Source organism: Fusibacter sp. A1 (genome assembly GCF_004125825.1).
In the GTDB taxonomy this organism is placed as follows: domain Bacteria; phylum Bacillota; class Clostridia; order Peptostreptococcales; family Acidaminobacteraceae; genus QQWI01.
Genome location: NZ_QQWI01000018.1, coordinates 28,366 through 47,734 on the forward strand (window position 1 = coordinate 28,366; position 19,369 = coordinate 47,734).

The 19,369-nt window shown below is 41.2% G+C and carries 37 protein-coding genes; all 37 read right to left on the bottom strand.

Going from position 1 to position 19,369, the window contains the following annotated elements:
- Positions 1 to 38: 38 nt before the first annotated feature.
- On the bottom strand, positions 39 to 773 hold the full coding sequence (truA, locus tag DWB64_RS18110) for a tRNA pseudouridine(38-40) synthase TruA (RefSeq protein WP_129489631.1): 735 nt from the start codon (positions 771 to 773) through the stop codon (positions 39 to 41).
- Entirely contained in the window at positions 763 to 1,566 is an 804-nt protein-coding gene (locus DWB64_RS18115; RefSeq protein WP_129489632.1) for an energy-coupling factor transporter transmembrane protein EcfT, read from the bottom strand. The genes truA and DWB64_RS18115 overlap by 11 nt, the downstream gene beginning before the upstream one ends.
- Positions 1,560 to 2,420 (bottom strand): energy-coupling factor transporter ATPase, encoded by an 861-nt coding sequence (locus DWB64_RS18120; protein WP_129489633.1) that lies wholly within the window; start codon positions 2,418 to 2,420, stop codon positions 1,560 to 1,562. Before DWB64_RS18120 ends, DWB64_RS18115 begins: the two co-directional genes overlap by 7 nt.
- Positions 2,396 to 3,229: an energy-coupling factor transporter ATPase gene (locus DWB64_RS18125; RefSeq protein ID WP_129489634.1), complete on the bottom strand. Its 834-nt coding sequence runs from the start codon at positions 3,227 to 3,229 to the stop codon at positions 2,396 to 2,398. Before DWB64_RS18125 ends, DWB64_RS18120 begins: the two co-directional genes overlap by 25 nt.
- 108 nt (positions 3,230 to 3,337) lie before the next feature.
- Positions 3,338 to 3,679 (bottom strand): 50S ribosomal protein L17, encoded by a 342-nt coding sequence (gene rplQ, locus DWB64_RS18130; protein WP_129489635.1) that lies wholly within the window; start codon positions 3,677 to 3,679, stop codon positions 3,338 to 3,340.
- A gap of 17 nt (positions 3,680 to 3,696) precedes the next feature.
- Entirely contained in the window at positions 3,697 to 4,647 is a 951-nt protein-coding gene (locus tag DWB64_RS18135) for a DNA-directed RNA polymerase subunit alpha (RefSeq protein WP_129489636.1), read from the bottom strand.
- 54 nt (positions 4,648 to 4,701) lie between these two features.
- A complete protein-coding gene (gene rpsD / locus DWB64_RS18140) occupies positions 4,702 to 5,322 on the bottom strand; it encodes a 30S ribosomal protein S4 (protein WP_129489637.1) in 621 nt (206 codons plus the stop codon).
- Between the two features lie 20 nt (positions 5,323 to 5,342).
- Positions 5,343 to 5,738, bottom strand: coding sequence for a 30S ribosomal protein S11 (rpsK, locus tag DWB64_RS18145; protein ID WP_129489638.1), 396 nt, complete (start codon positions 5,736 to 5,738; stop codon positions 5,343 to 5,345).
- A 15-nt stretch (positions 5,739 to 5,753) separates the two neighbouring features.
- Positions 5,754 to 6,128 carry a 30S ribosomal protein S13 gene (rpsM, locus tag DWB64_RS18150; RefSeq protein ID WP_129489639.1) on the bottom strand — a complete coding sequence of 125 codons (375 nt, stop codon included), beginning with the start codon at positions 6,126 to 6,128 and terminating at the stop codon, positions 5,754 to 5,756.
- Between the two features lie 105 nt (positions 6,129 to 6,233).
- A complete protein-coding gene (gene rpmJ, locus DWB64_RS18155) occupies positions 6,234 to 6,347 on the bottom strand; it encodes a 50S ribosomal protein L36 (protein WP_129489640.1) in 114 nt (37 codons plus the stop codon).
- Between the two features lie 17 nt (positions 6,348 to 6,364).
- Positions 6,365 to 6,583: a translation initiation factor IF-1 gene (gene infA, locus DWB64_RS18160; protein WP_129489641.1), complete on the bottom strand. Its 219-nt coding sequence runs from the start codon at positions 6,581 to 6,583 to the stop codon at positions 6,365 to 6,367.
- A 24-nt stretch (positions 6,584 to 6,607) separates the two neighbouring features.
- Positions 6,608 to 6,892: a KOW domain-containing RNA-binding protein gene (locus DWB64_RS18165; RefSeq protein WP_129489642.1), complete on the bottom strand. Its 285-nt coding sequence runs from the start codon at positions 6,890 to 6,892 to the stop codon at positions 6,608 to 6,610.
- A gap of 13 nt (positions 6,893 to 6,905) precedes the next feature.
- On the bottom strand, positions 6,906 to 7,652 hold the full coding sequence (map, locus tag DWB64_RS18170; protein WP_129489643.1) for a type I methionyl aminopeptidase: 747 nt from the start codon (positions 7,650 to 7,652) through the stop codon (positions 6,906 to 6,908).
- Between the two features lies 1 nt (position 7,653).
- Positions 7,654 to 8,298, bottom strand: a complete 645-nt coding sequence (locus DWB64_RS18175) for an adenylate kinase (RefSeq protein WP_129489644.1) — start codon at positions 8,296 to 8,298, stop codon at positions 7,654 to 7,656.
- Between the two features lie 8 nt (positions 8,299 to 8,306).
- Entirely contained in the window at positions 8,307 to 9,569 is a 1,263-nt protein-coding gene (gene secY, locus DWB64_RS18180) for a preprotein translocase subunit SecY (RefSeq protein WP_129489645.1), read from the bottom strand.
- Positions 9,570 to 10,013 (bottom strand): 50S ribosomal protein L15, encoded by a 444-nt coding sequence (gene rplO, locus DWB64_RS18185; protein ID WP_129489646.1) that lies wholly within the window; start codon positions 10,011 to 10,013, stop codon positions 9,570 to 9,572. It lies immediately after the preceding gene.
- A gap of 17 nt (positions 10,014 to 10,030) precedes the next feature.
- Positions 10,031 to 10,210, bottom strand: coding sequence for a 50S ribosomal protein L30 (gene rpmD, locus DWB64_RS18190; protein ID WP_129489647.1), 180 nt, complete (start codon positions 10,208 to 10,210; stop codon positions 10,031 to 10,033).
- Positions 10,211 to 10,222: 12 nt separating this feature from the next.
- On the bottom strand, positions 10,223 to 10,729 hold the full coding sequence (rpsE, locus tag DWB64_RS18195) for a 30S ribosomal protein S5 (protein ID WP_129489648.1): 507 nt from the start codon (positions 10,727 to 10,729) through the stop codon (positions 10,223 to 10,225).
- 13 nt (positions 10,730 to 10,742) lie between these two features.
- Positions 10,743 to 11,105 carry a 50S ribosomal protein L18 gene (gene rplR, locus DWB64_RS18200; protein ID WP_129489649.1) on the bottom strand — a complete coding sequence of 121 codons (363 nt, stop codon included), beginning with the start codon at positions 11,103 to 11,105 and terminating at the stop codon, positions 10,743 to 10,745.
- An 18-nt stretch (positions 11,106 to 11,123) separates the two neighbouring features.
- Positions 11,124 to 11,663, bottom strand: a complete 540-nt coding sequence (rplF, locus tag DWB64_RS18205; protein WP_129489650.1) for a 50S ribosomal protein L6 — start codon at positions 11,661 to 11,663, stop codon at positions 11,124 to 11,126.
- Positions 11,664 to 11,688: 25 nt separating this feature from the next.
- Positions 11,689 to 12,084 carry a 30S ribosomal protein S8 gene (gene rpsH / locus DWB64_RS18210; protein ID WP_129489651.1) on the bottom strand — a complete coding sequence of 132 codons (396 nt, stop codon included), beginning with the start codon at positions 12,082 to 12,084 and terminating at the stop codon, positions 11,689 to 11,691.
- Between the two features lie 22 nt (positions 12,085 to 12,106).
- On the bottom strand, positions 12,107 to 12,292 hold the full coding sequence (locus tag DWB64_RS18215; protein WP_129489652.1) for a type Z 30S ribosomal protein S14: 186 nt from the start codon (positions 12,290 to 12,292) through the stop codon (positions 12,107 to 12,109).
- Between the two features lie 17 nt (positions 12,293 to 12,309).
- A complete protein-coding gene (gene rplE, locus DWB64_RS18220; RefSeq protein WP_129489653.1) occupies positions 12,310 to 12,849 on the bottom strand; it encodes a 50S ribosomal protein L5 in 540 nt (179 codons plus the stop codon).
- 26 nt (positions 12,850 to 12,875) lie between these two features.
- Positions 12,876 to 13,184: a 50S ribosomal protein L24 gene (gene rplX / locus DWB64_RS18225; protein ID WP_129489654.1), complete on the bottom strand. Its 309-nt coding sequence runs from the start codon at positions 13,182 to 13,184 to the stop codon at positions 12,876 to 12,878.
- A 10-nt stretch (positions 13,185 to 13,194) separates the two neighbouring features.
- Positions 13,195 to 13,563 (bottom strand): 50S ribosomal protein L14, encoded by a 369-nt coding sequence (gene rplN, locus DWB64_RS18230; RefSeq protein ID WP_129489655.1) that lies wholly within the window; start codon positions 13,561 to 13,563, stop codon positions 13,195 to 13,197.
- A gap of 18 nt (positions 13,564 to 13,581) precedes the next feature.
- Positions 13,582 to 13,836, bottom strand: coding sequence for a 30S ribosomal protein S17 (gene rpsQ / locus DWB64_RS18235; RefSeq protein WP_129489656.1), 255 nt, complete (start codon positions 13,834 to 13,836; stop codon positions 13,582 to 13,584).
- Between the two features lie 19 nt (positions 13,837 to 13,855).
- Positions 13,856 to 14,050 carry a 50S ribosomal protein L29 gene (gene rpmC, locus DWB64_RS18240; protein ID WP_129489657.1) on the bottom strand — a complete coding sequence of 65 codons (195 nt, stop codon included), beginning with the start codon at positions 14,048 to 14,050 and terminating at the stop codon, positions 13,856 to 13,858.
- A complete protein-coding gene (gene rplP / locus DWB64_RS18245) occupies positions 14,040 to 14,477 on the bottom strand; it encodes a 50S ribosomal protein L16 (protein WP_129489658.1) in 438 nt (145 codons plus the stop codon). Before rplP ends, rpmC begins: the two co-directional genes overlap by 11 nt.
- Before the next feature lie 35 nt (positions 14,478 to 14,512).
- Positions 14,513 to 15,292 carry a 30S ribosomal protein S3 gene (gene rpsC, locus DWB64_RS18250; RefSeq protein ID WP_129489659.1) on the bottom strand — a complete coding sequence of 260 codons (780 nt, stop codon included), beginning with the start codon at positions 15,290 to 15,292 and terminating at the stop codon, positions 14,513 to 14,515.
- Positions 15,293 to 15,302: 10 nt separating this feature from the next.
- Entirely contained in the window at positions 15,303 to 15,638 is a 336-nt protein-coding gene (gene rplV / locus DWB64_RS18255; RefSeq protein WP_129489660.1) for a 50S ribosomal protein L22, read from the bottom strand.
- 12 nt (positions 15,639 to 15,650) lie between these two features.
- Positions 15,651 to 15,929: a 30S ribosomal protein S19 gene (gene rpsS, locus DWB64_RS18260; RefSeq protein WP_129489661.1), complete on the bottom strand. Its 279-nt coding sequence runs from the start codon at positions 15,927 to 15,929 to the stop codon at positions 15,651 to 15,653.
- Between the two features lie 58 nt (positions 15,930 to 15,987).
- The gene (gene rplB, locus DWB64_RS18265; protein WP_129489662.1) at positions 15,988 to 16,824 is read right to left on the bottom strand and encodes a 50S ribosomal protein L2; all 837 of its coding nucleotides are present in this window, start codon (positions 16,822 to 16,824) and stop codon (positions 15,988 to 15,990) included.
- A 24-nt stretch (positions 16,825 to 16,848) separates the two neighbouring features.
- Complete coding sequence (rplW, locus tag DWB64_RS18270; RefSeq protein ID WP_129489663.1) at positions 16,849 to 17,139, bottom strand: 50S ribosomal protein L23; 291 nt, start codon at positions 17,137 to 17,139, stop codon at positions 16,849 to 16,851.
- Positions 17,139 to 17,762: a 50S ribosomal protein L4 gene (rplD, locus tag DWB64_RS18275; RefSeq protein WP_129489664.1), complete on the bottom strand. Its 624-nt coding sequence runs from the start codon at positions 17,760 to 17,762 to the stop codon at positions 17,139 to 17,141. The genes rplW and rplD overlap by 1 nt, the downstream gene beginning before the upstream one ends.
- A gap of 26 nt (positions 17,763 to 17,788) precedes the next feature.
- Complete coding sequence (rplC, locus tag DWB64_RS18280; RefSeq protein WP_129489665.1) at positions 17,789 to 18,421, bottom strand: 50S ribosomal protein L3; 633 nt, start codon at positions 18,419 to 18,421, stop codon at positions 17,789 to 17,791.
- Positions 18,422 to 18,513: 92 nt separating this feature from the next.
- The gene (rpsJ, locus tag DWB64_RS18285; protein WP_129489666.1) at positions 18,514 to 18,825 is read right to left on the bottom strand and encodes a 30S ribosomal protein S10; all 312 of its coding nucleotides are present in this window, start codon (positions 18,823 to 18,825) and stop codon (positions 18,514 to 18,516) included.
- A gap of 447 nt (positions 18,826 to 19,272) precedes the next feature.
- On the bottom strand, positions 19,273 to 19,369 hold a 97-nt coding region (locus DWB64_RS18290), incomplete at its 5' end, for a hypothetical protein (RefSeq protein WP_348983872.1).

Consider the following 19,369-nt stretch of genomic DNA (forward strand, 5'->3'; position numbering starts at 1 on the left):
TATATAGTTACTATAATAAATTGTCAACATTTTTTTTGTCATTCATAGACGGTTTCCACAAGATAAAGTCCGCAAGCTGGAGCTGTACGCCTAAAATAGCTGCGATTACCGCCTGAAAGCTCAATCGCTACATCCGTTACGTTTTTTATGCCTTCAGAAACATCAAAATAGACACCCATCATGATTCTTACCATGTTGTATAAGAAGCCGCTTCCGGTAACCTTCATCGTCACGATCTCCTCATGAATGTCAAATGTGATGTCATAAATTGTCCGTACTGTGTTTTCCACGCTGCTTCCAGAAGCCATGAAGGCTTTAAAGTCATGTGTGCCTAAGAAGCATCTCGCAGTCTCTCTCATCACATCCAGGTTGACAGGTTTTCCATACTGGTAGATGTAATGCGCATCCATCACAGAGTACTCCTGCGTGGTGCTGAATTTGTACTCATACGTTTTCGACACGGTATGATACCTGCTATGGAACTCCTCGTCCGCGGTTTCAGCAGATCGGACTCTCACATCATCAGGGAAATGCCTATTCATGACCTTGATTATCTTATCAAGCGGTATTTCCTTTTGCGTGTCAAAATGGAAGACCTGTCCTTTTGCATGCACTCCCCTATCGGTTCTCGAGGCGCCGTGTATCGTTATTTCACTGCCATATAATTTTGACAGGGATTCTTCAATCTCTTTCTGAACCGTTCGATGCTTAGGTTGCCTCTGCCAGCCATAAAAACACCTGCCGTCGTATTCGCAGGTGCACTTATAACGCATAAGAGTTCACCATAATGACGCTAAACAGATACAAGGCGATCAAAGCCATGCCGATATAGTCGAAACGGCCTAATTTCAGGAGCTTCATTCTGGTCCTGCCTTCGCCGCCTTTATAACATCTCGACTCCATGGCCATTGCGAGTTCATCCGCCCTTCTAAAAGCGCTGATGAAAAGGGGGACCAGTATTGGAACAAGATTCTTGGCGCGTTTGATAAGTGATCCGGTTTCAAAGTCAGTGCCTCTTGCCATTTGGGCTTTCATGATCTTATCGGTCTCTTCAAGCAGAGTCGGTATGAACCTTAGGGCGATTGTCATCATCATGGCTATTTCATGAGCGGGCACGCCTATTCTCTTAAAGGGATTGAGCAGCTGCTCGATACCGTCTGTGAGCTCGATAGGAGACGTCGTAAAGGTCATCATCGAACTCCCAGTGATTAATAGCATTAGTCTGGAGGCCATAAACACGGCCTGTCTCAGCCCCTCTTTCGTGATCACGATTTTCCAAAAACCAATCAGAGGATCACCAGGGGTAAAGAACAGGTTGATACTTACTGTGAACACGATGATAAAGACAATCGGCTTAAGTCCTCTGAGTACAAAAGAAAGAGGCACTCTGCTAAGCTTTATGATCGAACCTAAAAAAAGAAGAATGGGAATGTAAGCCCAAAGGGTATCGATAATGAATAGTCCAGCCAAAAAAGTAATCGTCCCGATAATCTTAAATCGTGGGTCCAGCTTGTGTACGACACTGGCTGATGGATAATATTGACCAATCGTGATATCTCTTAACATGACACACCACCCAGCTTCTCACCGATCAGCCTACTCAGCACATGGGCGTCATAGACATCTTCAGGCAAGTCGAATCCGTTTTCATTAAGCGACTTGATTATTTTTGTGACTTCAGGTATATCAAGACCTATGCTTGAGAGGATCTCATGATTTTTAAACACATTGCTTGGCGTGTCAAAAAAAATCACCTTTCCCTTGTCCATGACAAGGATACGGTCGACATACTTTGCAACGTCTTCCATGGAATGGCTTACAAATATCGTGGTCCTATTTTGTCTTTCATGTTCTTTTTTGATCAGTTTAAGAATATCTTCACGTCCCGCTGGATCAAGCCCGGCAGTCGGTTCGTCCAAAATCAGAACTTCAGGCTGCATCGCAAGCACACCCGCTATCGCTACTCGTCTTTTCTGCCCGCCGCTGACTTCAAAGGGCGATATGTCCTTAAAGACCTCAGCATCCATCCCGACGGCCATTAGCGCTTCTGAGACCCTACTTTGGATCTCGGCTTTTGCTAGTCCCAGATTAGATGGACCGTAAGCGACATCTTTGACAATGGTTTCTTCAAATAACTGATACTCGGGGTACTGAAACACAAGACCGACACGTTTTCTGACATCTGAAAGTTTTATACCCTTGGTTGTGATGTCATATCCGTTGATAAATATCTCTCCGGTATTCGGTTTTAAAAGTCCGTTCATCATTTGAATCAAGGTGGATTTCCCTGAACCTGTATGACCGATAAGACCTATGAACTCACCACGGTTGATTTCAATCGACACGTCGCTAAGAGCCTTCGTCTCATAAGGTGTTCCTTGATCGTATATAAAATTTACTTGGTTGAGGAGTATTGACATAATGCATTCACCAACTGTTCTCTATCTAAAATTGTCTTTGGGAGTTTGATGCCCATTTTACGAAGTTCGTGTGTGATTCCTACCACTTCCGGCACATCCAGAGATAGGGCTTTAAGCGAGTCCACATCCTGAAAAAGTGTCATCGGAGTTTCATTCTTTACGATTTTGCCTTCATGCATGACAACAACCCGATCCGCCTTCACGGCTTCTTCCATAAAATGCGTGATCAAGACGACTGTGATCCCTTCCTTGTGCAGGCTCATGATGGTGTCCATCACTTCTTTTCTACCAGAAGGGTCCAGCATCGCTGTGGGCTCGTCAAAAATGATGCATGAGGGTTTCATGGCGAGAACGCCGGCAATCGAAATCCGCTGCTTCTGGCCACCACTGAGTAGGTGCGGTGGCTTATGCCTGTATGCTGTCATATCAACCCGCTCGATGGCAAAGTCGACTCTTTTGATGATCTCACTTTGATCAAGACCTAAGTTTTCGGGTCCGAAAGCGACATCTTCCTCAACGATCGTCGCGATAATCTGGTTGTCCGGGTTTTGAAAGACCATTCCAGCAGTCCTTCTGATGTCCCACAAGACTTCATCGTCAGCTGTATTCATCCCATCAACCCACACACTTCCAGTAGTAGGCAGCAGTAGTGCGTTGATCATTTTCGCGAGCGTGCTCTTTCCCGATCCGTTATGACCTAAAATAGCAAGAAACTCGCCTTCTTTTACATGAAGGTCGATTCCTTCGAGGGCGAGATGCTCTGAATGCTCATATTTGAATGTTGTATTCTCAATCTTTATTTTATCCATCAGATAACCTCGAGTTTAGTTTTTAGTTCTATTAGACCTTTTTTACCTCTTCAGAAAGACTTCTGCAAAGGTAAAAAGGGACTAAGCTAACTTAATCCCTAAAAACTCTTAAACTAATTCAATGATCGCCATAGGGGCTGCGTCGCCTCTTCTAGGACCAGTTTTCATAATTCTAGTGTAACCGCCGTTTCTCTCAGCATACTTAGGAGCGATTTCTTCGAAAAGTTGCTTAGCAGCCACTTTATCTCCCAAGAAGCTAACAACTTGTCTTCTAGCATGAATATCACCGCGTTTAGCAAGTGTAATCATTTTATCAGCAAATTTTCTAGCTTCTTTAGCTCTTGTTTCAGTCGTTTCGATACGACCTTTAGTCAAAAGACTTAAAACAAGGTTTCTAAGCATGAGGTTTCTGTGAGCAGATGGACGACCTAACTTACGGTACTTCGCCATTCTCTTCCTCCTTATTCTTACTCTTCAGAAGGTTTCAAGCCAAGTTCTAGCTCTGCTAGCTTGTGCTTAACTTCTTCAAGAGACTTCTTACCAAGGTTTCTAACCTTCATCATGTCTTCTTCAGTCTTAAGTGTCAATTCTTCTACCGTGTTGATACCAGCACGTTTGAGGCAGTTGTATGAACGAACAGACAAGTCAAGTTCCTCGATAGTCATCTCAAGAACTTTTTCTTTCTTATCTTCTTCTTTCTCAACCATAATTTCAACATTTGACATTTCTTCAGTCATGTTGATGAATAGGTTTAAGTGTTCACTCATGATCTTAGCGCCTAGTGATGTTGCTTCATCTGGTTTGATCGTACCATCTGTCCATACTTCAAGTACGAGCTTATCATAATTTGCAACTTGGCCTACACGTGTATTTTCAACTGTGAAGTTTACTTTTTTAACTGGTGTAAAGATTGAATCAACTGGTATGATACCAATTGGCAAGCCCAATTCTTTATTAGCTTCAGCCGGAACATATCCTCTGCCTTTAGAAAGTGCTATCTCCATACTTAAAGATGCGTTTTCTTCTAGTGTGCAGATATACATATCAGAATCGAGTATCTCGACATCTGCATCTGCAATGATATCTCCTGCTGTCACAACGCCTGGTTCATTTGTATCAATACGTAGTATTTTCGTTTCGTCATCAGAATGTATTTTAGCGGCTAAAGCTTTAAGGTTTAGCACGATTTCAATAACATCTTCTTTAACGCCATCAATCGTCGAGAACTCATGTAAAACATTGTCAATTTTGACCCATTTCACAGCAGTACCTGGCAATGAAGCTAAAAGAATTCGACGTAGGCTGTTGCCTAGTGTTGTTCCATAGCCTCTTTCAAGCGGTTCGAGCACGAATTTGCCATACGTATTGTCTTCACTCAATTCCAAACATTCAATGGTTGGCTTTTCTATTTCAATCATTCAACTGACCCTCCTTACATCATATATTTCCCGAGGGTAAAATTATTATACCTATTATCTAGAGTAAAGCTCGATAATCAAGTGCTCTTCGATTGGTAGGTCGATGTCTTCTCTTTCTGGAAGCGCAATAACTTTACCAGCTAATTTTTCAATGTCTGCTTGAATCCACTTAGGAGCAGTTGCTGCTTTTTCTTGGATACCTTTGAACTTATCAGATGAAAGGCTTTTTTCTTTAACTGCTACAACATCACCGACTTTTAAAGTCATTGATGGGATATCAGCTTTTCTGCCGTTCAACGTAAAGTGACCGTGTGTAACCAATTGTCTAGCTTCTTTTCTAGATTGAGCCAAGCCCATTCTAAATACAACATTGTCAAATCTTAGCTCAAGAAGTCTCAACAGGTTTTCACCTGTGATACCTTGCATCTTCTCAGCACGTTCGTAAGTCTGTCTGAATTGACCTTCGATCATACCGTAAGCTCTTTTTACCATTTGTTTTTCTCTTAATTGTAAACCGTAGTTTGACAATTTAGTTCTTCTTGCACCGTGTTGACCTGGTGGCGTTGCTCTCTTTGTTACAGCACATTTATCAGAGTAACATCTATCACCTTTAAGGAAAAGTTTCTTTCCTTCTCGTCTACACAATCTGCATGAAGGTCCTGTATATCTAGCCATTATTCATGCACCTCCTGTAACTATACTCTACGTCTTTTTGGCGGTCTGCAGCCGTTATGTGGAATTGGCGTAACGTCTTGAATAGAGTTGATTTCAAGACCTGCAGCTTGAAGCGAACGAATTGCTGCTTCACGTCCAGAACCTGGTCCTTTTACAAATACCTTTACTGATCTAAGACCGTGTTCCATAGCCGCTTTAGCAGCTGTTTCGCCAGCCATCTGTGCAGCAAATGGAGTAGATTTTCTTGACCCTCTGAAACCAAGGCTTCCTGCAGATGACCATGCAATTGCATTACCTTTTTCGTCAGTCAACGTAACGAGTGTATTGTTAAAAGAAGCTTGAATGTGGGCTTGGCCACGCTCAATATTTTTCTTTTCACGCTTTTTTCTTTTAACTTTCGTCTTTTTAGCAACCATTACTAACCTCCTCGATTATTTTGCGCCTTTTTTCTTAGCGACTGTTCTTCTAGGACCTTTGACTGTACGAGCATTCGTCTTAGTCTTTTGACCTCTTACAGGTAATCTTCTTCTATGACGGATACCTCTACGGCAACCAATCTCTTGAAGACGTTTGATGTTCATAGAGATTTCACGTCTAAGGTCACCCTCAACTGTAAAATCTTCTTCGATAATAGCTCTAAGTGAAGCTACCTCGTCTTCTGTCAAATCTTTGATTCTTGTATTTTCATCAATACTAGCTTTTGCGAGTATATCGCCTGCTGTCTGTCTACCAATACCGAAAATATAAGTTAATCCAATAACGACTCTCTTATCTCTTGGTAAGTCAACACCTGCAATTCTTGCCATTAATCGCACCTCCTGATGACTTGTTCTTTAATAGCATTTTTGATTTATTTGTAGATGTGTAAGTTCTCCTTTGGGAGCAGCCGCACCGACACATCATACTTACAATTAACCTTGCTTTTGCTTATGTTTAGGATTTTCGCAAATGACCATAACGCGGCCTTTACGCTTAATAACTTTACATTTTTCGCAAATCGGTTTAACTGAAGTTCTTACCTTCATTGCCTTACCTCCTTAGATCACTTGCCACGCCATGTGATACGACCTTTTGTCAAATCATATGGCGAGAGTTCCATTGTCACTTTATCCCCTGGTAAGATACGAATGAAGTTCATGCGCAGCTTTCCAGATATATGGGCGAGAATTTCATGATCATTCTCGAGTTTCACTCTAAATGTTGCATTTGGCAGCGCTTCAATAACAACGCCCTTAACTTCTATTGCTTCCTTTTTTGCCATGTATTCAATCCCTCCTATGTTAACCTATTCAGCCGTGAAAGTAAAGCCTTCTAAAGATTTTCTTAACATTTCATTTGAAAGACGCTTGCCTTCCATCAATATCATTTCAATCTCTGTAAGTATCATATGACTGACGTTTAAATGCTTCACTTTCTTAAGTTTAGGTCGTTCAATACGACGTAAGTCGCCATCTGTGACTTTGACATACTCGTGATCCACAATCTCAATGATTACGAATGCACGTCCCTTATCTCTACCTGCTTTCGAGGTCACAACTTGACCTATCTTTAACGCATGTGTATCATTCATGATTCACCTCGTCTCATAAAACAGTTAGCAATTCAGGTCCATCTTTTGTGATGGCCACTGTATGCTCATAGTGCGCAGATAATTTACGATCCAATGTTACGACTGTCCAGTTATCTTCAAGAGTTTCAACATGGTATGAACCAATGTTGATCATCGGTTCAATTGCAAGGACCATACCAACTTGAAGTCTGGGACCCTTCCCTGAAGGTCCGTAATTCGGAACTTGAGGGTCTTCGTGAAGCGCAGTACCAATCCCATGCCCTACAAGATCGCGAACAACGCCATATCCTTTGTTTTCAGAATAACTTTGAACAGCGTGACTGATGTCTGATAACCTATGTCCAACTTCACACATTTTAAGTCCTTCGTAAAAACTTTGACGTGTATCTTCAATAAGCAGTCTTGCCTCTTCAGATACAGTGCCAACCGGATGTGTTTTTGCCGCATCCCCGTAGTAACCATTCAGATTGACGCCAATATCCACACTGATGATATCGCCATCTACTAACTTGCGATGACCCGGAATACCGTGTACGACTTCATCGTTCACAGATGCGCAAATACTTCCTGGAAATCCTCCATACCCTTTAAAGGCTGGAATCCCACCGTTTTCACGAATGACTTTCTCGGCAATGGCATCTAGTTCAAGTGTCGTGATCCCTGGCTCAATTATATTTCGAATCGCTTCATGAGCTAAAGCTACGATACGACCAGCTTGTCGCATCAGTTCAATCTCACGTTGTGATTTCAGATAAATCATTCTACACCTCGAGTGCTTTAACGATGGCTTTAGAAACCAAATCGATAGCTTGTAGTCCATCTATGTCTGAAATCAACGACTCATTTCTATAAAAAGCAATGAGTGGAGCTGTTTCATTCTGATAAACTTCAATACGATTCTTTACCGTTTCAGCTACATCATCCGAACGTTGATAGAGTTCGCCGCCGCACTTATCGCAAACGCCTTCTGTAATAGGGGCGTTAAAGCTGATATGGTACGTAGCACCACACGCTTTACAGATTCTTCTACCCACAGCACGTTCAATCAAAACAGCCGGATCAACAGCGATGTTGATCACTCGGTCAAGACTAATCGAGTTTGAATTCAAAAAGTCTTTTAACTCTTCTGCTTGATTTACCGTTCTCGGAAAACCATCCAACAAGAAACCCTTCTTTGCGTCTTCCTCGCTGAGTCTGTCTGCGACAATCTCGACGACGAGTGAATCAGGAACAAGCTCGCCCGCATCGATATACGATTTGGCCTTTACACCAAGAGGTGTGCCTGCTTTGATATTCGCTCTAAATATGTCTCCTGTAGATATATGAGGAATATTATACTGCGCACTGATGTTCGCAGCTTGTGTGCCTTTACCAGCTCCTGGAGGTCCCAATAAGATAAGTCTCATATCGGCACCTACTTAAGGAATCCTTGGTAGTGTCTCATTGTCATTTGAGCTTCGATCTGTCTGCTTGTTTCAAGTGCTACACCGACTACGATCAGTAGCGACGTTCCACCGAATTGAATCGACAAATCAGTAAAGTTCAAAATAACATTTGGCAGTACAGCGATGAATCCTAGGAATAGAGCACCTACAAGTGTCAATCTGCTAACAGATCTTTGTAAGTATTCCACCGTTGGTTTACCAGGTCTGATGCCCGGTATGAATCCGCCATTCTTCTTCATGTTCTCAGCAATATCAAACGGATTGAATGATACTGATGTATAGAAGTAAGTAAAGAAGATAATCAACAATAGTTGAGAAACTGTCCATGCTACACCATTACTTGCAAACCACTTGCCAATGAAAGTAGCAAACCCGCTATTCGGCATAAATGACGCGATAGTTTGTGGGAAGCTTAAGATCGATATGGCGAAGATAACTGGAATTACACCCGCTTGATTGACTTTTAGAGGAATGTGAGTGTTTTGACCACCGTACATTTTTCTGCCAACCACACGTTTTGCATATTGTACTGGAATTTTTCTAGTACCTTGCTGAATCATGATGACACCTGCAATAATGAAGAGTGCCACTACGATAAAGATCAAGACACTAATAATGTTGATTTCGTTATTCAACATACCGTTGATTGTAGTAAGAATACTATCAGGTAGTCTTGCTACAATACCTGCAAAGATGAATAATGAAATACCATTACCGATACCTTTTTCTGTGATGTGTTCACCAAGATACATCAGGAATGCAGTACCAGCTGTGAGCGTGATAACAGCAATTGCGACAGTAAGCGCGTTAAAGTCGACAAATGCGTTTCTATAAATCCCTATTGAAAAACCAATCCCCTGGATGAGAGCAAGAACTACCGTACCATATCTAGTCATTTGTACGATTTTTTTACGTCCTACTTCTCCCTGCTTAGCTAATTGTTCCAAGCTTGGAATTGCGATCTGTAGTAAGTTCAATATGATTGAAGCCGTAATGTATGGTGAAATACCAAGAGCGAATAAAGTAAAGTTCTTAAACGCACCACCCGACATCAAGTTGAAAATACTGAGTAGCCCATCATCGTTAGAGAATAATGATGCTAACTTGACGCCATCGATTCCTGGAACAGGAATGTTAGCGCCAAGTCTAAAGATAACAAGCATTAATAGCGTATACAAGATTTTATTTCTTAAATCCGGAATCTTCCAAGCATTCTTAATCGTTGAGAACAATTAGATCACCTCTGCCTTTCCTCCAGCCGCTTCTATCTTTTCAATTGCTGACTGTGTGAACTTTTGAGCTTTAACTGTAAAAGGTTTAGTTAAGTCGCCGTTACCGAGTACTTTTAAACCGTTATTCAATTTGCTGATGAGTCCTATTTCAAGTAAAAACTCAGGTGTTATTTCTGTATTTGCGTCAAAACGATTTAAATCTTCAACATTGATTATCGACCAAACCTTAGCGAAAGGCTTGTTGCTAAAACCACGTTTAGGAATTCTTCTGAAAAGTGGCATCTGACCACCTTCAAAACCCGGTCTAACATTACCGCCAGAACGTTGTCCTTGACCATTGTTACCACGGCCAGAAGTCGTTCCGAGGCCAGAACCTGTACCACGACCTACTCTTTTTCTAGTTTTAGTAGAACCAGCTGCCGGTCTTAATTCATGTAGTTTCATCGTTGCACCTCCTATTCTTAAACTTCTTTAACCTCAAGTAAGTGAACAACTTGTTTGATCATGCCTCTGATTTGAGGATTATCATTTTGCTCTACTACTTGGTTAAGCTTTCTAAGTCCTAAAGCTTGAACTGTTTTTCTGTGTTTCGGAATTGCACCGATGGTACTTTTCACAAGTTTGATTTGTAATTTAGCCATGGTCAATACCCCCTAACCTAAAAGCTCTTCAACAGACTTGCCGCGAGCTTTGGCAACGGATTCTTTAGTCTTAAGAGACTGAAGACCTTCCAAAGTTGCAGAAGCCATGTTTTTAGGATTGTTAGAACCTAGTGACTTCGCACGTACATCACTTACACCAGCAAGTTCAAGTACCGCACGAACCGCGCCACCGGCAATAACTCCTGTACCCTCTGAAGCTGGCATGATTAGAACGCGACCTGCGCCGTATCTGCCTCTTACTTCGTGAGGAACCGTTGTACCTACTCTTGGTACAAAGATTAAGTTCTTTTTAGCATCTTCAATTGCTTTTCTTATTGCATCAGGTACTTCTTGTGCTTTACCAGTACCCATGCCAACATGTCCGTTTCCATCTCCAACTACAACTAGTGCAGCAAATCTGAAGTTACGTCCACCTTTTACAACCTTAGTAACACGGTTGATATTAATAACCTGTTCTTTGAGGTCTAATTTTTTGGCATCAATTCTTTGACGGCTCATTCATATACCTCCCTTAAAATTTCAGTCCGTTTGCTCTAGCAGCATCTGCAAGTTCTTTCACGCGACCGTGGAAGATATAGCCACCTCTATCGAAAACTACGTTCTCGATACCTTTAGCAACAGCACGTTTAGCAACTTCTGCACCAACGATTGCAGCCGCTTCTTTGTTGCTACCGTTAGCAACTTTTAATTCTTTATCGATTGTTGACGCTGAAGCTAATGTTACGCCGTTAACGTCATCGATGATTTGTGCATAGATGTTTGTGTTTGATCTATAAACGTTAAGTCTTGGTAACTCAGGAGTACCAGAAACTTTTTTACGTACACGAGCGTGACGTGCCTTACGGCTAACGTTTTTAATAGGCTTCTTAAACATTGCGTTTCACCCCTTTTACTATTTACCAGTCTTACCTTCTTTTCTTCTCACGACTTCGCCAAAGTATCTTACGCCTTTACCTTTGTATGGTTCAGGTTTTCTAAGATCTCTGATCTTAGATGCGTAGTTACCAACAAGTTGCTTGTTGATACCTTTTACTAAGATTTCAGTTTGAGAAGGGCATTCTGTTGTGATACCTTCAGGGTCTTCCATGTTCACTGGGTGAGAGAAACCAAGTTGTAAGTCTAGGACATTACCTTTCTTAGCAGCTCTGTAACCAACGCCTACGATTTGAAGTTTCTTTTCGTAACCTTTTGTAACACCAACAACCATGTTAGCGATCAAGGCTCTAGATAAACCGTGAAGTGATCTGTTTCTTTTTAAATCATTTGGACGAGTTACATTAAGGATATCTCCTTCTTGTGTAACTGCGATCGCTGTGTCAATTTGCTCTGACAATGTACCAAGTGGGCCTTTAACAGTAACTAAGTTAGTCTCATCTACTGTGATTTGAACGCCTTGAGGTACATCAATTGGCATTTTACCGATTCTTGACATAATATTTCCTCCGCTTTCATATCGACTACCAAACGTAGCAGATAACTTCTCCACCTACACCTAGTTTTCTTGCTGCTTTATCAGTAATGATTCCTTGTGATGTAGAAATAACAGCAATACCGAGACCACCTAGAACTCTAGGTACTTCAGTTTTGTTTGCATATACTCTAAGACCAGGCTTAGAAATTCTTTTCAAACCAGTAATAACGCGATCGTTATTGTGGTATTTTAACTCAACTCTGATTAGGCCTTGTTTGCCGTCATCAATTAGATCAAAACTCTTAATGAAACCTTCTTCAGATAATATTTCAGCAAGTCTTTTTTTCATGTTAGACGCTGGAATATCAACGCTGCTGTGTTTAACAGTGTTAGCGTTTCTGATACGAGTTAGCATATCTGCAATTGGATCTGTTAAAGTCATTGTTCGTACCTCCCTTCAATGATTACCAACTAGCTTTTCTTACGCCAGGGATTTGACCTTTGTAAGCCAATTCTCTGAAGCAGATACGGCAAATGCCAAACTTTCTCAAGTAAGCATGTGGTCTGCCGCAAAGCTTGCATCTATTGTATTCGCGAGTAGAATACTTCTGTGTTCTACTTTGTTTTACTTTCATAGCTTTTTTAGCCACTCTATTTCCTCCTTAAACTACTTGCTAAAAGGCATGCCCATTTGAGCAAGCAATTCTTTAGCTTCTTCGTCAGTTTTAGCAGTTGTAACAAATGAGATGTCCATACCTCTTACAGCATCAACGTTATCGTATTCGATTTCCGGGAAAATCAATTGCTCTTTAACGCCTAGCGTGTAGTTACCTCTGCCGTCGAATGAGTTGGCATTTACACCTCTAAAGTCACGAACACGTGGAAGTGCGACAGAGATGAATCTGTCAAGGAATTCATACATTTGGTTACCGCGAAGTGTTACTTTAGCGCCAATTGCCATTCCTTCTCTAACTTTAAAGTTGGCAACAGATTTTTTAGCTTTTGTGACAACCGGCTTTTGACCAGTGATCGTAGCAAGCTCTTCTACTGCCGCTTGGATGTATTTTTGGTTTTCTTTACCTTGACCAAGGCCCATGTTGATTACAACTTTTTCGATTTTTGGAATTTCCATCACGTTTTCGTAACCGAATTTTTCCACTAATGCAGGCTTAACTTTGTCAGCGTATTTTTGTTTTAATCTAGCCACTTCATGTACCTCCTTTCACCAATAGTTTAGTCAATAATTTCGCCAGATTTAACTGCTACTCTTACTTTTTTACCATTAGTTTCTGTGTGACGAACTCTAGTACCAGACTTCGCCTTTTCATCCCAAATCATAACATTTGAAACGTGAACTGGAGCCTCTTTTTGGATGATTCCGCCAGTTTGCATCTTAGGATTTGGTTTTAAGTGCTTTGTTACCATGTTAATGCCTTCGACAATAACACGATCTGCTTTCGGCATAGATACGATTACTTTACCTTTTTTGCCTTTATCCTTACCAGCAATAACTACTACTGTATCGCCTTTCTTAACTAACATATTCTACCTCCTACAGAACTTCCGGAGCCAAAGAAACGATCTTAGTGAATTTCTTGTCTCTAAGTTCTCTTGTTACAGGCCCGAAAATACGAGTTCCGACTGGGTTCAAGTCAGGCTTGATGATTACAGCTGCGTTGTCGTCGAATTTTACAGTAACGCCGTCTTTTCTTCTAACGCCGTGTACAGTTCTAACTACAACCGCTCTAACTACTTCACCTTTTTTTACAACTCCGCCGGGCGTTGCATTTTTGACCGCACAAACGATGATATCACCGACATTTGCGTATTTTCTTTTCGAACCACCGAGTACACGGATAGTTAATAATTCTTTTGCGCCAGAGTTGTCAGCAACTCTTAGACGGGTTTCTTGTTGGATCATCTGAAAGCCTCCTTACGACTACTTAGCTTTTTCAACCACTTCAACAAGTCTCCAACGCTTATCGCGACTTAAAGGTCTTGTTTCCATGATTTTAACTTTGTCGCCGATACCTGCGATGTTGTTCTCATCGTGTGCTTTGAATTTCTTAGTTCTCTTTACTCTTTTGCTGTAAAGAGGATGAGAGATAAAATCTTCAATCACAACTGTGATTGTTTTATCCATTTTGTCGCTTGTTACACGACCTACTTTTACTTTTCTTTTATTTCTTTCCACGTTCGTGAACCTCCTTTAACTAAGCTTGAAGTTCTCTTTCTCTAATGACTGTGCTAACACGCGCGATGTCTCTTTTCACGTGTTTGATCTTAAGCGGGTTATCCAACTGTCCAGTTGCGTGTTGAAACCTTAGGTTGAAAAGTTCCGTTTTAAGATCCACCAATTTGTTGTTCAACTCTTGAGCTGACAAATCTCTAATTTGTTTAGTTATCATTAGATTCACCACCTTCAGCATTTTCACGAAGGATAAATTTACATTTAATTGGCATTTTCATAGCTGCAAGTCTCATAGCTTCTCTAGCTAGTTCTACATCTACACCTGACATTTCAAACATAACTCTACCTGGTTTTACTACTGCTACCCAATATTCCGGAGAACCTTTACCGGCACCCATTCGCGTTTCAGCTGGTTTTTGTGTAACCGGCTTATGCGGGAAAATTTTAATCCAAACTTTACCTGTACGCTTAACTTTTCTAGTCATCGCGATTCTGGCAGCTTCGATTTGATTAGATGTGATCCAAGCTGGTTCCAAAGCTTGCAAACCATATTCACCATAAGTCACAGTGTTGCCTTTGTGGGCAGCACCCTTCATGCGGCCACGGTGAACTCTGCGGCGTTTAACTCTTTTAGGCATTAACATGATTTAGCCTCCTTTGCACTGATTCTGTACTTTGACTATTTGTCATTGTTTCTTGGTCGGTTGCCACCTTGTGGCTTACGACCGCGATTATCGTTGGTCTTTGGTCTTCTATTACCTTGCTTTGTGTTTTTTGGCTTAGCAACTCTAGCTTCTTTTCTTACAAGAATAGTAGCTTCGTCTAATTGAGGAAGCACTTCGCCAGTGTAGATCCAAACTTTTACACCGATTTTACCGTAAGCTGTATTAGCTTCAGCAAAACCGTAATCGATGTTAGCTCTTAAAGTAGATAGTGGCACGTTACCTTCTGAGTAACTTTCTGAACGTGCGATTTCAGCACCGTTAAGACGACCAGATACCATTACTTTAATACCTTTAGCGCCAGATCTCATCGCTCTTTGCATTACTTGCTTCATCGCTCTTCTGAAAGAAACACGTCTTTCAAGTGAGAATGCCACGTTTTCTGCAACTAGTTGTGAATCGCTATCTACGCTAGCTACTTCTGAAATGTCAAGTTTAACTTCTTTACCTGTCATTGTCTCAAGAGTAGTTTTTAATGTCTTGATTGCTTCACCACCACGTCCAACGATCATTCCAGGTTTAGCTGTAAAGATGTTTACGTGTACACGTTCATTAGCAAGTCTATCGATGTATATTCTAGAAATACCTGAAGTGTAAAGTGTCTTTTTAACAAATTCTCTGATTTTGAAATCTTCTACCAAGTAGTCAGCGAAGTTTCTTTTGTTTGCATACCATTTAGAATCCCAGTCTTTAATAATACCTACTCTAAGACCATGCGGGTTAACTTTTTGACCCATGTATACCCTCCTATTCCTTTTCTGCTACCACAACGCCGATGTGTGATGTTCTGTGTAGACGAGGATTCGCTCTACCCATAGAACCAGCTTTCCAACGCTTCATTGTAGGACCTTGGTTCGCGTATACTTCAGCGATGTAAAGGCTTTCAACATCCAATTCAAGGTTGTTTTCAGCATTTGCTACAGCAGACTTCAATACCTTGTTAAGGGCTCTAGCGCCTTTACGTGGTACAAACTGAAGAATTGCCATCGCTTCTTTCGCATTCTTGCCTCTGACAAGGTTGCAGATAGGCTTCATTTTTCTCGGAGAGATTCTGATATATTTCGCAACAGCTTTAGCCATCATTGCAATACCTCCTTATCTTTTTTTACTCGTTTTATCGCCAGCATGTCCTCTAAACGTTCTAGTTGGGACAAACTCGCCTAGTTTGTGTCCGATCATATCTTCAGTAACATAAACTGGGATATGTTTTCTACCGTCATGAACGGCAATAGTGTGGCCGATCATTTGTGGGAAAATTGTAGAAGCACGTGACCAAGTTTTAATCACTTTCTTCTCATCGTTTGCGTTCATTTCTTCGATTTTACGAAGCAACCCTTTGTGAATAAAAGGTCCCTTTTTAAGAGATCTACCCATTTGCTAGTCCTCCCTTCAAATGGTAATGATCACTGGAGCTGAGCTCCAGCCATCATAATTATTTCGCGTGTCTTGATTTAACAACATACTTGTTAGAATGTTTGTTTTTCTTTCTAGTCTTAAGACCAAGAGCAGGTTTACCCCATGGTGTCACTGGATTTGGACGACCGATTGGAGATCTACCTTCACCACCACCGTGTGGGTGATCGTTCGGGTTCATTACAGATCCACGAACTGTTGGGCGAATGCCCATGTGGCGTTTTCTACCAGCTTTACCGATAGTAATGTTGAAGTGGTCTGAGTTACCGACTACGCCGATAGTTGCTCTACACTCTGATCTTACTAAACGAGTTTCGCCTGATGGTAGACGTACAGTTGCATATTCGCCTTCTTTAGCCATTAACTGAGCTGAAAGACCAGCGGATCTAACTAATTGACCACCTTTACCAGGTTTAAGTTCGATATTGTGGATAAGCGTACCATCTGGCATAGAGCTAAGTGGCATTGCGTTTCCGACTTTAATATCATGACCTGTCTCACCACTGATTACTGTGTCACCCACAGAAATTTTTTGCGGTGCAAGGATGTATCTTTTTTCACCATCTGCATAAACAAGAAGTGCGATGTTTGCCGAACGGTTAGGATCGTATTCGATCGCTGAAACTGTTGCAGGCACATTATCTTTTCTACGTTTGAAATCGATGATACGGTACTTCACTCTGTTTCCGCCACCTCTGTGACGAACAGTGATCTTACCTTGGTTATTTCTACCTGAATTCTTCTTGATAGTTTCTACAAGTGATTTTTCAGGAGTTTTTTTAGTGATTTCTTCAAAAGTAGAAACCGTCATCTGTCTTCTTGCAGGTGAAGTAGGTTTAAAGCTTTTGATACCCATGTGTTTCCCTCCTTCTAAGAATGATTACATGCCTTCAAAGAATTCAATTTCTTTGCTGTTGGCAGTAAGCGTGATGACCGCTTTTTTCCATGTTCTTGTTGTACCAACATAACGGCCTTGTCTTTTTGGTTTACCTTTTACAAGTGCAGTGTTCACATTCGCAACTGTAACGCCAAAAATCTCTTCAACCGCTTTTTTAACTTCAGTTCTGTTGCATCTCTGTTCAACTTCAAAAGTATACTTACGTTCTGCGATTTGCATCATTGAACTTTCAGAGATGATAGGCTTTATGATAATATCGTAAGCTGTTTTCATTATGCGTACACCTCCTCGATTTTTTGAACTGCAGATTTAGTAAGGATCAACGTGTTTGTGTTTAAGATGTCATATACGTTAATCTCACCAACGAAAGTAGCTTTGACACCAGCGATGTTTCTTGCTGATTTATAAACATTTTCGTTCATCACTTCAGTTAGAACAAGCGTCTTCTTACCAGCGTTAACATTGTTAAGCGCTTCAACAACTTGCTTAGTTTTGATTCCTTCTAATTGGAACTGATCAAGAATGATCAACTCGTTAGCTTGGAATTTTGCAGACAATGCTGATTTGATAGCAAGTCTTTTTACTTTTTTAGGTAGTGTGTAACTAAAATCTCTTGGTTTTTTAGCAAACACTACACCACCACCAACAAAGTGAGGCGCTCTGATTGTACCTTGTCTAGCATTACCAGTACCTTTTTGTTTGAATGGTTTTCTACCGCCGCCACGTACTTCCGCTCTTGTTTTAGCAGCGTGTGTACCTTGTCTTTGGTTAGCCAAATAGTTTTTAACGACTTCGTGTAAAACGTTTCCGTTAACTTCAGTATCGAAAATTGCTTCGTTTAATTCCAACGATTCAACTGTTTGACCTTGAATGTTTAAAACATTAATAGTAGCCATTGTAATTCCTCCTTTCCTGAGTCAGTTTACTTAGAAGCCTTAACAGCTTCTTGAACTACAACTAGACCACCTTTTGGACCAGGAATTGCGCCCTTAACCAAAAGAAGATTTCTTTCTGCATCAACTCTGACAAGCTCTAGGTTTTGAACAGTTACACGTTCGTTACCCATTCTACCTGCCATTTTCATACCCTTGATAACACGCGCTGGGTAAGAAGCCGCACCAATCGAACCGCCACCTCTATGGTATTTAGAACCATGAGTTTCTGGACCTCTTGATTGATTCCAACGTCTGATAGGACCTTGAGTACCTTTACCTTTTGAAGTACCAGCTACATCAATAAGTGTACCCGCTTCAAAGATAGAGCAGTCGATTTCTTGACCTAGTTCATAGCCTTCAACTGAGTCTAGACGGAATTCTCTTACAACGCGTTTAGCGTCTACGCCCGACTTAGCAAAGTGTCCTCTTTCTGGCTTGATAGTTCTGCTTTCCTTTTTCGGTTCAAAACCTACTTGGATCGCATTGTACCCGTCAGTTTCTACTGTTTTGATTTGAGTCACAAACATTGGACCCGCCTCAATGACAGAGACTGGTATGAAATTACCATTGTCAGCGAAGATTTGAGTCATGCCGACTTTTCTGCCTAGAATACCTTTCATAAATTACCTCCTGTTAATCTTACAGCGGAATGCAAGTTCTACATTCATACTAAGTCGCCAGGGTTATAATAACCTTGATCTTAGCTCGCAAATTAAAGTTTAATCTCTATATCCACACCTGCTGGCAGATCTAGCTTTGTTAATGCATCAACAGTCTTAGGCGTTGGGCTTAAGATGTCGATAAGTCTTTTGTGTGTACGCATTTCGAACTGTTCTCTTGAGTCTTTGTACTTGTGTACCGCTCTAAGAATCGTGATGATTTCTTTCTTAGTAGGTAGTGGTACTGGACCTGCAACATCTGCGCCAGTTCTTTTTGCTGTTTCAACAATTTTAGCTGCTGAAGCATCAAGTACTTTGTGATCAAATGATTTAAGTCTGATTCTGATTTTTTGTGCGTTTGCCATTGTGTTACCTCCTTAAAGTAATAAACGCTATGTTCTTCTAGCTATCGAAAACTCCTCCGTGCGTTCGCAGTATGACCACGAAGCAAATTCGTTGTTTTCTCAGCTCGCCCACTTCACACGAGTGGACTGTTCTCCGCGGAAATTCTCTGAAATTGGCCTATATCAGTAACTTCCCGCTTCATCGCAGTTCAAACACGCCACTATAGTATATACCATGCTACATCCAACTTCAAGCACAATTTCTTTAAGAAGCGCGCTTGAAATGTTAAGCTTTCGCAATACTTTCCCCTACCCCGATACGCCAGGGCGAGTTGACGGTGAATATTTGACATAACTATATTAGTATACAGGGCTTACGCGTATTTGTAAAGCTATTTTTCAATCTTTTTTTTCAATAAAAAAAGCAGAGCCTAAGCCCTGCTTTCATTGTTTTATTCAGTATCCGTATTATTCAACGATTGATGCAACAGCACCAGCGCCTACTGTACGTCCGCCTTCACGGATTGAGAAGTTAAGACCTTGCTCGATCGCGATTGGTGCGATA